This is a genomic window from Hymenobacter jejuensis, assembly GCF_006337165.1.
GTDB classification, from domain to species: domain Bacteria; phylum Bacteroidota; class Bacteroidia; order Cytophagales; family Hymenobacteraceae; genus Hymenobacter; species Hymenobacter jejuensis.
Genome location: NZ_CP040896.1, coordinates 2518402 through 2531539, shown reverse-complemented (window position 1 = coordinate 2531539; position 13138 = coordinate 2518402). Strand labels below are relative to the sequence as shown.

Genomic DNA, 13138 nt, shown 5'->3' with positions numbered 1-13138 from the left:
TTTCGTTCTGCCTGTGCCATTTCTCTTTCTGCCCGCCACTTCGACTGCGCTCAACATGTTGCCCGCCCTAAACCATGCCCGCGAGCTGTTGGCTGAGCGTGGCATGAGTGTGTTGGGTGCTTGGGCGTTGCTCAACCTGCTGGTGAGCGGCTATTACGTCGCCCGCACCGATCCGCGTACGGAAGCGCATTACTTTCACCAGATGAACGTGGGCTGGAACATCATCAATGCGGTGCTGGCCGTGGTGGGCATGTTGCGGGCGCACCCCAACCAAGTAGCCGGTCTCACGCTCGCCGACAGCCTGGAAGCGCAGTTTAATTTTGAGAAAATCCTGCTGATAAATGCGGGCCTCGACGTAGCCTATCTGGCCGTTGGAAGTTGGTTACGGGCCCGGGCAGCGTCGGCGCCCCTGCGCCCCGAGCGGCTTTTCGGCTTTGGGCGCTCGCTGTGGCTGCAAGGCGGCTTTCTGCTGCTTTTCGATACCGGTTTTTACTTTGTGTACCACCGCTACGCAGGTGCGCTGTTAGCATTGCTGTAACACGAAACTTTGAGCACAAAAAAGGCCCGCAATAAATTGCGGGCCTTTTTTGTGCAACAAATTGAATATTAAACATTTACCCTTGGCGCATGGCTGCCTTCCAGAATCTCCTCCACAATCTTTTTGTTGAATGCCGGGATATCTTCGGGCTTTCGGCTGGTAATCAGGCCTTTATCTACCACTACTTCGCTGTCTTCCCAGTGGGCGCCGGCGTTGCGTAGGTCGGTTTGGAGGCTGGGCCAGCTGGTCATTTTCTTGCCTTCTACCAAACCCGTTTCGATTAGCGTCCAGGGGCCGTGGCAAATGGCGGCCACCACCTTGCCCGAGCGCATAAATTCGGTGGCAAAGTTCACTACGTCCTTGTTGATGCGCAGTTTGTCGGGGTTGATCTGGCCGCCGGGCAACACCAGCGCGTCGTAGTCCGAGGCTTTCACGTCCGTAATTACTTTGTCAACATCGACCTTGTCGCCCCAGTCGGTTTGGTCCCAGCCTTTGATCGAGCCGCTTTTCAACGAGATCACATCGACCTCGGCGCCTTCGTCTTCCAGAAACTTTTTGGGTTTGGTAAGCTCTACCTGCTCAAAACCATCGGTCGCTACAATGGCGATCTTTTTGCCTTTCAATTTATCACTACCAAAAATGCTCATCTTGTTGTGGGTGTTGTGGTTATGGGATATTGGGAATAAAAAAGCCGAAACCGCGTGTAGCGGCTCCGGCTTTTCTTTAACGTAAGGCTGGACGGAGGGGTTATCAATCGTCGTGGCCGGCACGCTCGCGTTTGAGTTGCTTGCGCAGGCTACGCACGCGGTCGTCGAAGCCGTCGGGGTCGTAGCTTACATCTTCCACGTCCACCTCGTCGAGCATGTCCATTAGGTCGTCGGAGTGGTCGGTGCGTGTACCCGTACTGACCTTCACAAACGTCATTTCCGACCACAACAAGGCCTTCAGACGGGTGCCGTCTTCGCTCAGCATTTGCATCTCTACCACGAGGTTAGAGTTGTCGAAGTGAATAAGTTGCGACTTGATACGAACGGTTTCGCTGTGCAAGGCCGGCCGCAGATACGAAATATGATGCTTCGTAATCACCCACGAGGCGCCGAGCGTGCTGGCCACTTGGCCGAGGTTGAGGGCGTAGTGTTCGGTGGTGTGATCTTCGCGGGCGTTCAAAAAATAATCGAGGTAACGGGCGTTGTTGAGGTGGCCCATCATGTCGCAGTCCTGAAAATGCACGCGGTAGGTGGTTTCAGGCGTCTGGACCAACGGAGTGTGGGAGGAGGACATGGTGCAGGAGGTGAGTGTGCCCGCAAGAACTGCAAAGCGCGTGGGATGTTTGATTTTTCCAGCAGTAAGCCTCCGATCAGACTGTCATCCAGAGCGCCGCGAAGGATCTCTACCGTGCGTAATTATTGCTCGTGTAGAGATCCTTCGCGGCGCTCTGGATGACCGCCTTATGGCATTTCTATTCCACTTCCTGCGCTAGCTTTTCTTCTCCGCATCGGCGGGCGGGCCAAGCACTTTGATCTTGTCGCCCTTCTTGACGCCGGAGAGGATCTCAACGTTGATGCCGTCGGATAACCCCGTCTTTACCAATTGCTTGCGAAACTGCTGCGGGCCGGTTTCTACTTCTACAAACACGCTGTCTTTGTTGACTTTGCCGAACTGCAACAGGCTTTCGCGGATGGCCAGCACCTTCTCGCGGCGGCCCAGCACAATGTCGCCGTTAGCCGAGTAGTTAGCCCGCAGAAACTGACCGGGCTTCAAGTCAACTTTAGCGCGCACCAAAAACTTCGTGGCGCCTTCTTCCACCACGCCTTTCGGAGCGATGTATTCGAGTTGGGCTGGGAAGGTTTGGTTTTCCAGCGCGCCCACGCTCAAGTTCAGGTCCATGCCTTCGCGCACTTTGCCCACTTCGCTTTCGTCGACTTTGCCTTCGAAAACGAGGCTTTTCATGTCGGCGATGCTGGCTACGGTGGTGCCCTCGTTGAAATTGTTACGCTCTACTACCGACGAACCTACTTTCACGGGCACATCCAGCAGCAAACCGGTGATGGTAGAGCGAATCAGGTTGAGCGAGCCGCCGGTGTTGCGGGAGGCGCCTTTCTGCGCGATTTGCAGGTTGCTTTCGGCAGCGTCCAGGGCTTGCTTTTTGGCCCGATAATCAGACAGGTAGTTGAGGTACTCCTGCTCCGCGATTACTTTCTGGTCGAAGAGCGCTTTCTGCCGATCCAGAGCTACCTTACTGGTTTCCAGGGCAATGCGAGCTGCCTGAATGCCCGTTTGGGCGCTGTTGACGCTGGCAGCATTCGCCACCGTCCGGATGCGGGCAATCAGCTCGCCTTCCTTAATTGGCTGACCAGCTTCTACGTACAGCTCCTCTACAATACCCGATACCTGCGGCTTGATCAGCACTTCGCGGCGGGGCACAATGCTGCCCGTGGCCACCGTTTTCTTGACGATATCCGTCACGATGGGCTGCTCGGTTTTGTAAGTGATCGGGTCGGCGTGGGCCTGCCTGTAGAAATAGCGGGCCAGCCAGCCGAAGCCCGCCAGCAGCATGAGCACCAGCAAGCCCAGAAAAATCCGCTTGATCGTGATTGCGGGTTTCTTCGGTGCGATGTACTGTTCCTCGTCTGGGTGCCGGTGGTTGTCCTGCAAGCTGGTACGCGGGACGGCCACTTGTTCGTCGGGCAGTATGTCGTTGTTCATGGCAAATTTTCTGGCTGGTGGTTATCGTTTACTAGCTGATTTACAGTTGTTTATTCATCTTTCAGCGCCACTACTGGCTGCACGCGGGCCGCGATGGTGGCGGGCACTAGTCCGGCTAGCGCGCCGGCAATTACCAGGAGCGCCACAGCCATGCCGGCCACGCCCAAATCAACTTGCGGACTGGCGAAAAAGCCCACGTCCTTGCCCTCGATCATGGACGCGATGCCCGCCATCAGGGCCGTGCCAAACAGCAGCCCGATCAGGCCGGCCACGGCCGTGAGCACGATGCTTTCCTGCACGATCAGGCTGATGATGCTCCAAGGCGTAGCGCCCAGCGCCTTGCGAATCCCGATTTCCTTGGTGCGCTCCTTCACCACGATCAGCATGATGTTGCTCACCCCGATGATGCCGGCCAAGATGGTACCGATGCTCACCAGCCAGCTAAAGCCCGCGATGCCCATAAATAGGCCCTGCACGCGGGCGTATTCCTCCTCGACGTTGGCCGAGCCGAAAGCGCGGTCGTCGTTGGGTGCTACTTTGTGCTGGCGGCGCAGCACTTCCTTCACCTTCGTTTCCACAACAGCGGCCGGAATGCCGGTTTTAGGAATAAAAGAGAAGTAGTCAATCTTATTGGTCTGGTTAAAAGCCACTTGCAACGTGGTCAGCGGGATGTAAATAGTCTGGCCGTCCTGCTGGGCTTCTTCCGCCTTGCCCGAGCCTTTGAACACGCCCACCACCTGAAAGTATATCCCCTTGATATTGATATACTTACCCATTGGGTTAGTAGTCCCAAAAAGTATATCAACCACGCGGTTGCCGATGATGGCAATCTTGCGGCGGCCCGTGATGTCGGGCTCGTTGATGAAACGGCCCTGCTGCATGTCCACGGCCCGCACGGCGGGGTAACCAGGGTACTCGCCGTTTACCGAAAACGAAGAGCTTTTCGGGCCATTCTGCACCGTAAACGTGCCGTGCAGCGAGGTGCGCGGCAGCACCAGCGCTGCTTCCGGTACTTGCCGCTCGAGGGCGGTTACGTCGTCGTTGGTGAGCTGCACAAAACGCCCGGCTTTCAGGCCCATGTAAGGAACGCTGGTGCGCTGCGTCCAGACGAAAATGGCGTTTTTGGCGACGTTAAACTCTTTTTCGACGCCGTTGCGGAAGCCTTTGCCCGCGCCCAACAACACAGCCAGCATGAAAATACCCCAGAACACGCCAAATGCCGTGAGCCCCGTGCGCAGCTTGTGCCGCCGCACCGTCCCCCAGATTTCACTCCATTTATCGAGGTCAAACATGTTGTTGGGTCTTAGGGTCTTGGGGGTTTGGGTTAGAAACTAGTTCTAGCCCATTATCAGACATCTTAGTCAGCTCGTAAAGCTTCAATAGGTTTGATGTTCGCAGCTTTCGTAGCGGGTATCAGGCCGGCGATGGCACCGGCGATTACCAGTAGCAGCACGGCGCTCACGGCCACGGTCACGTCCACGCCGGGCCGGTCGAAGTAAGGCAGCTTGGCCCCGGTCGATTGGATGGCGTAACGAATGCTATCAAGCAGTCCCACGCCGGCCAGCAGCCCCAAGTAACCCGACAAGCCGGTGATCACGATCGACTCCTGCACGATCATGCTGATGATGCTCCAGGGCGTGGCACCCAGCGCTTTGCGCACCCCGATTTCGCGGGTACGCTCTTGCACGATAATGAGCATGATGTTGCTGACGCCCACCACGCCCGCTACCAGCGTGAGCCCGCCAATGATGGATACAAACAGCTTGATGCCCCGAAACAGCCCCTGAAAGCGAGCTACTTCTTCCTCGTTGTTGTTAAGTTCGAGAGCCTGCTTATCGGCCGGATCGAACTGGTGCCGACGGGCCAGCAGGATTCGTACTTGGCCCTCGATCTCTTTTACCGGCGTGCCGTTGGTCGTGGTCAGCCCCAGCAGCTGCACCTGGTTGTATTGGTTGAACGTGGTTTGGAAAGTGCTGAACGGCACGTATGCCCGCTCCTCGTTGCGGCCCTGATTTTGGGTGGTGGTAAAAATGCCTACCACCTTGAAAAACACGCCTTTGACCTGCACATATTGGCCCAGGGCTTCTTCATCACCGAAAAGCACTTTGCGTACTTTCTCGCCCATGATCATCACTTTGCGCTGCTCGCCTATGTCCAGAGGGCTCAGAAAACGGCCTTTGAGCAAAGTTTCCCCGTTGATTTTGAAGAACTCGCCGTTGGCCCCGAACACCTGATACGAGCCGTTTTTGGTGCCTCGCATAATGGTGTACTCGCCCGTTAGGCGGTTGCGCGGAGCCAGCAATTCCACACCCTCAATCTGCTGGCGAATGGCCTCCATGTCGGTGTTGGAAAGCTTAATGTCGCGGCCGGGTTTCAGGCCGGCCCAGGGCATAGCCGTGCGGCCCCCGCTGATAAACAAGCTGTTCTGCGCGCCCGCCCCAAACTCGTTGAAGATGCCGTTTTCCATCCCCTTGCCCGCGCCCAACAGCAGCACCAGCATGAAAATACCCCAGAACACCCCAAACGCGGTCAGGAAGGTGCGGAGCTTGTTGCGCCGCATGGTGCCCAGAATTTCCTGCCATTTATCGAGGTCAAACATGAAATAGGGACTTTACCAGAGTATTCGATAACATACAGTATATCAGCCTTTTGCACCCGTACAATTTTGACGCACGGCATTTAGGCGGCGCACCACTTCGCGCACGGCATTTTCGTCGGTAGTGTAAAGTGGCATTTCCAGCGAGGTGTCGCTGTCTTTCTTGTGGCGCTTGATCTTGAGTTCGTAGTGCTTCTGCCCGTCGTCGGTGGTGGGCTGGTAGGTGATGCCCGTAACCTCATCCCAGTCAAAACCCATCTTCAGCTCAAACATGCCGTCGGCCACTTTGGCGGCCCAGCCGGCGTTGCCCTTGTTATAGCTCACCGAGATGGGAGTGGAAGATTTCACGTCGGCGTCGCGGTCGCTAATGATTTGTTCTAAGTGGCAGTTAGTCAAGGAAATACGCACGTCCTGCTTGGGCTTGGCGGGGTTGCGCATCAATTGATTCATGCGCTTTTGCAGCGCTTGCATCTCGGTGCCGGTGGTTTGGGCCAAGACCACGCGGCCCGTGCTCACACTGCCAACTAGGGCAAGAATAAAAACTAGCTTTTTCATTGTAACCAGCAAAAAGAGGTGGAAAACGAAAGCTCAAATGCTACCACGAACCAGCTCAAACGGCCTTGTTTTCACGACGTAGCATCACACCAAATCAATAACTCAAGTATCTGATTATTAACTATTTATAAATAGCGTATTCGTGCTCTTCGTTTACAATCAAGCCGTCGCGGATGCGGATGCAGCGGTCGGTTTGGGCAGCGATGTCGTTTTCGTGGGTCACGATCACAACGGTCATGCCCTCGCGGTTCACCTGCTTGAAGATGTCCATCACCTCCTGGGTCGTTTGGGTATCGAGGGCGCCTGTAGGTTCGTCGGCCAGAATGAGCTTGGGCCGGCTGATCAGGGCGCGGGCAATGGCCACGCGCTGCTTTTGCCCACCCGAAAGCTCCGAAGGCAAGTGATCGGCGCGCTCGCGCAGGCCCACGCGGTCGAGGTATTCGAGGGCCATGCGGTTGCGCTCCTTGCGACTCATTTTCTGGTAATAGAGCGGCAGGGCCACGTTTTCCATGGCGTTCTTGAAGTTCAGCAGGTTGAACGACTGGAACACAAAACCCAAAAACTGATTGCGGTACTGTGCCGCCCGCGTCTGCGAGAGGCTGCGGTCGATGCGCGTGCCGGCCAGGTAATACTCGCCGTGGTCGAAGTCGTCGAGAATGCCCAAGATGTTGAGCAGCGTGCTTTTGCCCGACCCCGACGAGCCCATAATGCTCACCAATTCGCCTTCGCGTACGTGCAAGTCAATGCCTTTCAGTACCCGCAGGCGGTTGGTGCCCACCTCGTAACTCTTCTGAATATTTCTCAGCTTTATCATAACCGCTAAGCCCTCGGCTGCGCTTTAGGGTGTCACCTAGTAGTAGGCAATACAAACTACGCTTTCTTTTATCTTATTCCAAAAGAAAACGGGATATTTTTTTGTTACCATTCGCCCAAGCTAGGCGCCAGCGCCGGGAAGTATCGGAATAGATGTCATCCGAGAAGCAAGGGTTGCCTCAAAACTGATAAAGACTATTGCAAGTATCTAATTTAACTCTTAAGCACTAGAAGCTAGCACTTTACGCACCTTAAACTTCTGCGCTAGTGCTCTCACCCTTTGTCCCAAAGCATGAATTTTTCGAAGCAAGTCGTCTGGATAACGGGAGCCTCGTCGGGCATTGGCGAAGCGCTGGCCCGCGAATTTGCCCGCAACGGCGCACGCCTTGTGCTTTCGGGCCGTAACACGGCCGAATTGGCGCGCGTCGGCGCTGCCTGCGCCCCGGCCGAGACGCTGGTATTACCATTAGATTTGGGAGATGCGCCCAGCTTTCCGGGCAAGGTTGCGGAAGTGCTGGCGCGCTACGGCCGCATCGATATTCTGGTGAACAACGGCGGCATCAGCCAACGCTCACTGGCCCTCGAAACCGCGCTCGACGTAGACCGGCGGCTGATGGAAATCAATTATTTTGGTACGGTAGCCCTAACCAAAGCCGTAGTGCCGACGATGATCAGCCAGGGCCGCGGCCGAGTGGTAGTCGTGAGCAGCTTGGTGGGCAAATTCGGCACGCCCTATCGCAGTGCCTACGCCGCCTCGAAGCACGCGCTGCACGGATTCTTCGATTCGCTCCGCACCGAGCTGGAAGCTACGGGCGTGGGCGTCAGCATCTTGTGTCCAGGCTTTGTCCGGACCGGGATTTCGGTGAATGCGCTTACCGGCGATGGCACGCCCCTGCGCACCATGGACGAGGCCACGGCCAAAGGCCTGCCGCCCGCCGTATTTGCCAGGCGCGCCGTGCGCGCCATTGCGCAGGGTCGCAACGAAGTCTATATCGGCGGGCGCGAAACGTGGGGCGTCCTGCTGAAGCGTTTTGCCCCAGGGCTTTTTGCCAAATTTGTCGGCCGCGCCAAAGTGCGCTAATACGATAATGGATTGTCTACCAGCTTATTGATTGGATTTGCGGGCTTGCATTTCGGCTTGCATAGCGCGCTTCTTTACTTGGTAGTTTTTGTATTGCGTAGGCGTCAGAACCTGGCGTAGCTGGCCTTCAGAAGAAGCATTGATGCGCTTGAGCTCGGTCATGAGGCCGATGCGGTTGCCGGCAAATTGCTTCTGCGCGTCGTTTACCTGCGTTACGGTACTGCTCAGGATGGCCCGCACTTTCACCTGCTGATCGGGGCGGAGCTGTAGCTCGTCGGTCATGACGTCGGTGAGGTCGCGGGCGGCCGTTGGGGCCACGGCGGGCGCCGCCGCCTCAGTCCGAACAGGCTCGGCAGTAGCCGTTGCGTTTTTGCCTTTCTTGTGGCGGGCACAGCCGAAAGTCAACAGAACAAGCAGGAAAAGAGCGAGAAGAGGACGAGTAGGGCGCATAGGAAGCGTTAGCAGGAGGTGGAGTGCGCCCTACATACGCGAAAATGCCTGTGCGTGGTTATTTATTGCTGGATCTTGAAGCAACTCCCTAGCCCACAAGCTTTTATATAAGCTGACTACGTCACCTAACAGTTCAAAGCAGCTAAGCAATGTACGCCCAGCCGCATTTGATGCATATATATTTGATTATCAAGTATTTACAAATACTTACACTAGCTTGCTCGAATAACTGCCGGCCGCGGCTGACGAAACCCCGGCGACCTTCATGCCTTGCGCTGTGTAATGCGCCAACGCCATGATGGTGAGCATGGGATTGACGCCGCTGCACGCCGGAAAAACAGAAGCGTCGGCCACGAACAGGTTCTTGACCTCGTAAGTTTCGCCATTGGGTGCGACCGGGTGCGTGGCCGCGTCGCCGCCCATGCGGCAGGTGCTCATCTGGTGGGCACTATACAGGCCAAACTGGTTGGGTTTCCAACTCAGATGCGGCAGTCGGTCAAGCACTTCTGGGTTTTGCAGCACGCCGTCTTGGGCGTACAGGGTAGGCAAGGTGCCGTGCGGCAGATACACGGTGGTAGCACCGGCGGCTACGTGAATTTCGGCAGCCGCCCGCACGCCTTGCAACAGGTGGTTGCGGTCGAAATCGCTGAGGGAGTAATCAACCAGCGGCGCGCCGTTTTTATCGATGGTCACGCGGCCGCCATCGCGGTCGCGGGTGAGCACAATAAAGCTCCCTAAGTGCGACGCATTGAGCATCAATTGCTTATGCTGCTCGCCCGAAAGCCACGGCAGTACCATGGCCATCAGGCCGGCGTGGGCAGGAGGCGTTTCGAGCTTGGCGCCGAAGTTGGTGCCGTCGAGCATCGAAAAGCAATCGTTCACGACCGACATGCTGGGTCCGTGCCAGGCATCGATACGGTGTGGGTACAAGGCCGATACGGCCACCGTAGGGTGTAAGTGCAGGTGGCGGCCCAAGTGCGGATGTTTCAGACCGCTGCGCAAAAGCAAAGCCGGCGTCTGGATGGAGCCCCCGGCAGCCACCACACGTCGGGCCCGCACGGTCACCCTCACCTTCTGGCCGTTGGGGGTGGTATGAACGGCTTCGGCCCCGGTAGCGCGGCCGTCCTGTACGGTTACGCGTTCCACGTAAGTATCAGAGAGAATGCGGGCGTCGTGCTCGAAGGCTTGCAGCAGGTACGTGTTCAGGGTGCCCTGCTTCACGCCAAAGCGGTCGCCGAGGGTGCTGTAGCCAAGGCCCTGAAAATGCGTATCGGAGTCGGTGAGGCCTTTTTCGTTGCGGGGGATGAGCTTTACCTCTTGGCCTAGCTTTTTGGAGCCGTCCCACAAGGCTTGGTTCTGACCGTTGTGGCGCGCGTAGTCAATGTTTACGCTTAAAGCGCGCGACACGGCATCGAGACTGCGCTTAAACTCCAAGGATGTAAAATGCGGCACTTGGTGCTCGCGGGCCCATTCCTGCAATATGTAATCGGGGGTGCGGAAAGCGCCGGCCCAGTTGACGGTAGTGCCCCCGCCGAGGCAGCTGCCGGCCAGCAGCGCGATGCTCCCATCTTGGGTGGTGAGCGCGCCCTTAGCATCGTAGAGCTTGCCCATCATGTCAACTTCCCGCTGGGTAAAGTCGCAGCCGTGGCAGTACGGGCCTTTTTCCAGCACCAGTACATCGTAGCCAGCCGCAGCCAGCTCACCAGCTACCACGCCGCCGCCCGCGCCGCTCCCGATCACGAGCACATCGCATTCGTAGGTGACGTCAGAGGTCGGGTGCAGGGTGCGAATGGGCTTTTCAGTGTCTACGATTTCCTCTTGCGGCAACGGCCCCGGATAGCCGATGGCTTCCCACACGGGATTGCCGGCCTGCTCCGAGGAGCTACCGTAGTACAAGAAAGTCAGGAGTTTACGCAACGCATGAAAGCCCTTCCGGAGCTGCGGCACGTTGCTCTGGGCCCAGCTTTGCAGCATTTGCTGTCGCTGCGCTGCATCGAGCCGCACAAAGGGCTTCAGACTACCAAACCACGTCAGGCCCAGCATCGGGCTACCCAGCAGCCCCAGCAATTGCTGAAACTCCTGCTGCGCGCCAACGGGTTGCGCCGACAATACCTCAGCCACCTTGTCTATATCCACGCCTTCGGAGCCGTGCCGCGCCCAATATTCGGGGTGATCGGGCTTGCCAGCGAAGCCCGGAATAAAAGTATCGGCAAGAGCCTGGAGAATTTCGCGGTGGGCAGCAGGAAGGAGCATGGAAAGGTCAGAAACAGGCGCTTTACCCATCGTAAAGCCGCTTCAAAATATCGGCATTTTCTTCCAGATAGTCGTCATGCAGCGCTTTACACTGCTTCGCTTTCCTCAACTTTTTGGGAGGGAAAGAAGGGCATTTAAAAATTAAAACTAGAACTAAGCTTCCCTCCTTTTTTAAATTCTGCGCATCAAGCGGCGTGGGTTGGGGGTGGTAAAACCCGTTGAACAAAGACTGGCATTTAGTCTTCTAATTCTAGCTGACCACCCCGGCCTCCGGCCACCCCTCCTTGAAAAAAGGAGGGGAGCTCGCTTTTAACGCTAGCCTTGGCGCTCTATCAAAACCAAGCCAGCAACCAGCCGATCATCCGCTTAACCTTGTCATTATAAGGCGGATACATGGTTTTTATTCCCGTTTGCCCAGTGCGTTGCTTCAACACAGATTTTTCATTGGAGAAGGCCAGAAAGCCAGAATAACCGTGCGCCCGACCGATGCCACTGTTGCCGATGCCGCCGAAGGGCAGCTCGGGGTGCGCCAAATGAAGGATGGTTTCGTTGACGCAGGAGCCGCCGGCCGGTATGTTTTGCAAAAGATATTTCTGGTTTTCGCGGCTACCCGAGAACACGTATAACGCCAACGGCCGGGGTCGCTCGTTTACGAAGGAGGTGGCCTGCATGAGGGTGCTGAAGGTTTGGACGGGCAGCAGCGGCCCAAATATTTCCTCTTGCATCAGGCGGCTGTTAGGGGCCGCACCAATCAGTAAGGTTGGCTCGATGAAGCATTGGCTAGCCTCGACAATGCCGCCCATCTCTACGGTAGCACCTTGGTACTGAGCTTCTTCCAGCAGGCTTGCCAAGCGCTCGAAATGATGCTTGTTGACGATGCGTGCATACGACGCCGAGGCGGCCACTCCTTCGCCAGCGGGGTCGTAGAAACGGTGTATGGCCTCCCGAATGTGCTGCACCAGGTCGCTTTTCACGTTTTCGTGCACAAGCAGGTAGTCGGGGGCCACGCAGGTCTGGCCGGCGTTGATGCACTTGCCCCACACGATTTTCTCGGCGGCATCGCGCAGGTCGGCGGTTTCGTCCACGATCACCGGCGACTTGCCGCCCAGCTCCAGCGTGACGCTGGTCAGGTGTTCGGCGGCGGCACGCATCACCACTTTGCCAATGGCGGGGCTGCCGGTAAAGAAAATATGATCGAAAGGCAGCCGCAGCAGCACGGTAGCCACTTCCTTATCGCCTTCTACCACAACCACTTCGGCCGGATCAAACAGCTCTTCGGCCATGCGCCGGAGCAGGGCCGCCACGTGAGGCGTGATCTCGGAAGGCTTCACTATGCAGCAATTGCCGGCCGCCAACGCCGACACCAACGGATCGAGGGCGAGGTAGAAGGGATAGTTCCAGGGGGCGATGATGAGGCAAACTCCTTTGGGCTCGCACTGCACCCACGATTTGGTGCCCAACAAGGCCATCGGTGTACCAACTTTCCGCGGCTTAGTCCACTTTCGTAAGTGCTTGATTGCGTGCTTGATCTCAATTTGGCTAGGCCAGATTTCGGTGAGGTCAGTTTCCTCGGCGGGCTTGCGAAAATCGGCTTGGAGGGCCGCCTGAATAGCAGGGCGGTTCTGCTCAATCCAGTTACCTAGTTTGCGTAGTCGTGCCGACCGCTCGCGAATTACTTCGCGTCGCAACGCTTCGCTCCTGCCCTTTTGCGCTCGAAAAAGTTGTTGGATGGCGGCCTCATTTACAGTAGGCAACGCGGAAATTTCAACGGCGGGGTTTTCCATAGCGGAGCAGCAACAAGTGGGAATGGCAATCAAGTTCGGAAACCCCACAGCGAAAACCCAATGTGGCGCCCAGCTTTGCCTGTGAGCCAAAAGAAGCGTACACTTCTCCCGCGCGCTCTTCTCATAAATTATTGTTAATCAAATACTTACCAACAAAATGTTTTTTTTATCCACGGCTTTGTCACCATTGGGCTTTGGGCAGCTTCTTCCGAAACCCGGAATCCGTCGCACGGCCTTGCTCCAAGCCGGGCTATTGGTCCTGCACCAATGGCGGCGTTGTGGTTCCTGATTCCTGGCGTGGTTGGGTTGTTTTGCGCAGAACGGCACCTCGTACCCAGGTTTAGAGTGCAATAGCGGGCTCT

At 56.7% G+C, this 13138-nt stretch carries 12 protein-coding genes; 2 read left to right on the top strand and 10 right to left on the bottom strand.

Annotation, left to right across the window (positions count from 1 at the left end; genetic code table 11):
- Window positions 1–13 precede the first annotated feature (13 nt).
- Window positions 14–538: a DUF6992 family protein gene (locus FHG12_RS10425; RefSeq protein WP_139515674.1), complete on the top strand. Its 525-nt coding sequence runs from the start codon at window positions 14–16 to the stop codon at window positions 536–538.
- Between the two features lie 68 nt (window positions 539–606).
- Here FHG12_RS10425 and FHG12_RS10420 read toward each other — a convergent pair whose 3' ends face one another.
- From FHG12_RS10420 to FHG12_RS10390, 7 genes are all read right to left on the bottom strand, one after another.
- Window positions 607–1185, bottom strand: coding sequence for a type 1 glutamine amidotransferase domain-containing protein (locus tag FHG12_RS10420; RefSeq protein ID WP_139515673.1), 579 nt, complete (start codon window positions 1183–1185; stop codon window positions 607–609).
- Window positions 1186–1288: 103 nt separating this feature from the next.
- The gene (locus FHG12_RS10415; protein WP_139515672.1) at window positions 1289–1819 is read right to left on the bottom strand and encodes an acyl-CoA thioesterase; all 531 of its coding nucleotides are present in this window, start codon (window positions 1817–1819) and stop codon (window positions 1289–1291) included.
- 195 nt (window positions 1820–2014) lie between these two features.
- Window positions 2015–3244 carry an efflux RND transporter periplasmic adaptor subunit gene (locus tag FHG12_RS10410; RefSeq protein WP_222940514.1) on the bottom strand — a complete coding sequence of 410 codons (1230 nt, stop codon included), beginning with the start codon at window positions 3242–3244 and terminating at the stop codon, window positions 2015–2017.
- 50 nt (window positions 3245–3294) lie between these two features.
- A complete protein-coding gene (locus FHG12_RS10405; RefSeq protein WP_139515671.1) occupies window positions 3295–4536 on the bottom strand; it encodes an ABC transporter permease in 1242 nt (413 codons plus the stop codon).
- 65 nt (window positions 4537–4601) lie between these two features.
- The gene (locus FHG12_RS10400) at window positions 4602–5843 is read right to left on the bottom strand and encodes an ABC transporter permease (protein WP_139515670.1); all 1242 of its coding nucleotides are present in this window, start codon (window positions 5841–5843) and stop codon (window positions 4602–4604) included.
- 42 nt (window positions 5844–5885) lie between these two features.
- Window positions 5886–6395 (bottom strand): hypothetical protein, encoded by a 510-nt coding sequence (locus tag FHG12_RS10395; protein WP_139515669.1) that lies wholly within the window; start codon window positions 6393–6395, stop codon window positions 5886–5888.
- A 121-nt stretch (window positions 6396–6516) separates the two neighbouring features.
- Window positions 6517–7209, bottom strand: coding sequence for an ABC transporter ATP-binding protein (locus FHG12_RS10390; RefSeq protein WP_139515668.1), 693 nt, complete (start codon window positions 7207–7209; stop codon window positions 6517–6519).
- A gap of 291 nt (window positions 7210–7500) precedes the next feature.
- Between FHG12_RS10390 and FHG12_RS10385 the strand changes: the two genes are divergently transcribed.
- Window positions 7501–8289, top strand: a complete 789-nt coding sequence (locus FHG12_RS10385) for an SDR family oxidoreductase (RefSeq protein ID WP_139515667.1) — start codon at window positions 7501–7503, stop codon at window positions 8287–8289.
- 24 nt (window positions 8290–8313) lie between these two features.
- Here the strand turns inward: FHG12_RS10385 and FHG12_RS10380 are convergent, their stop codons facing one another.
- The 3 genes from FHG12_RS10380 to FHG12_RS10370 all read right to left on the bottom strand — a co-directional run bounded on the left by FHG12_RS10380 (window position 8314) and on the right by FHG12_RS10370 (window position 12776).
- Window positions 8314–8739 (bottom strand): hypothetical protein, encoded by a 426-nt coding sequence (locus FHG12_RS10380; RefSeq protein ID WP_139515666.1) that lies wholly within the window; start codon window positions 8737–8739, stop codon window positions 8314–8316.
- A gap of 207 nt (window positions 8740–8946) precedes the next feature.
- The gene (locus FHG12_RS10375) at window positions 8947–10992 is read right to left on the bottom strand and encodes a GMC family oxidoreductase N-terminal domain-containing protein (RefSeq protein WP_165699367.1); all 2046 of its coding nucleotides are present in this window, start codon (window positions 10990–10992) and stop codon (window positions 8947–8949) included.
- A gap of 332 nt (window positions 10993–11324) precedes the next feature.
- A complete protein-coding gene (locus FHG12_RS10370) occupies window positions 11325–12776 on the bottom strand; it encodes an aldehyde dehydrogenase family protein (RefSeq protein ID WP_139515664.1) in 1452 nt (483 codons plus the stop codon).
- Window positions 12777–13138: the final 362 nt, after the last annotated feature.

Excerpts from the sequence above, each read along its gene's own strand:
- FHG12_RS10420 (WP_139515673.1), bottom strand. The coding sequence starts at position 1,185 with ATGAGCATTTTTGGTAGTGATAAATTGAAAGGCAAAAAGATCGCCATT.
- FHG12_RS10415 (WP_139515672.1), bottom strand. The coding sequence starts at position 1,819 with ATGTCCTCCTCCCACACTCCGTTGGTCCAGACGCCTGAAACCACCTAC.
- FHG12_RS10410 (WP_222940514.1), bottom strand. The coding sequence starts at position 3,244 with ATGAACAACGACATACTGCCCGACGAACAAGTGGCCGTCCCGCGTACC.
- FHG12_RS10405 (WP_139515671.1), bottom strand. The coding sequence starts at position 4,536 with ATGTTTGACCTCGATAAATGGAGTGAAATCTGGGGGACGGTGCGGCGG.
- FHG12_RS10400 (WP_139515670.1), bottom strand. The coding sequence starts at position 5,843 with ATGTTTGACCTCGATAAATGGCAGGAAATTCTGGGCACCATGCGGCGC.
- FHG12_RS10395 (WP_139515669.1), bottom strand. The coding sequence starts at position 6,395 with ATGAAAAAGCTAGTTTTTATTCTTGCCCTAGTTGGCAGTGTGAGCACG.
- FHG12_RS10390 (WP_139515668.1), bottom strand. The coding sequence starts at position 7,209 with ATGATAAAGCTGAGAAATATTCAGAAGAGTTACGAGGTGGGCACCAAC.
- FHG12_RS10385 (WP_139515667.1), top strand. The coding sequence starts at position 7,501 with ATGAATTTTTCGAAGCAAGTCGTCTGGATAACGGGAGCCTCGTCGGGC.
- FHG12_RS10380 (WP_139515666.1), bottom strand. The coding sequence starts at position 8,739 with ATGCGCCCTACTCGTCCTCTTCTCGCTCTTTTCCTGCTTGTTCTGTTG.
- FHG12_RS10375 (WP_165699367.1), bottom strand. The coding sequence starts at position 10,992 with ATGCTCCTTCCTGCTGCCCACCGCGAAATTCTCCAGGCTCTTGCCGAT.
- FHG12_RS10370 (WP_139515664.1), bottom strand. The coding sequence starts at position 12,776 with ATGGAAAACCCCGCCGTTGAAATTTCCGCGTTGCCTACTGTAAATGAG.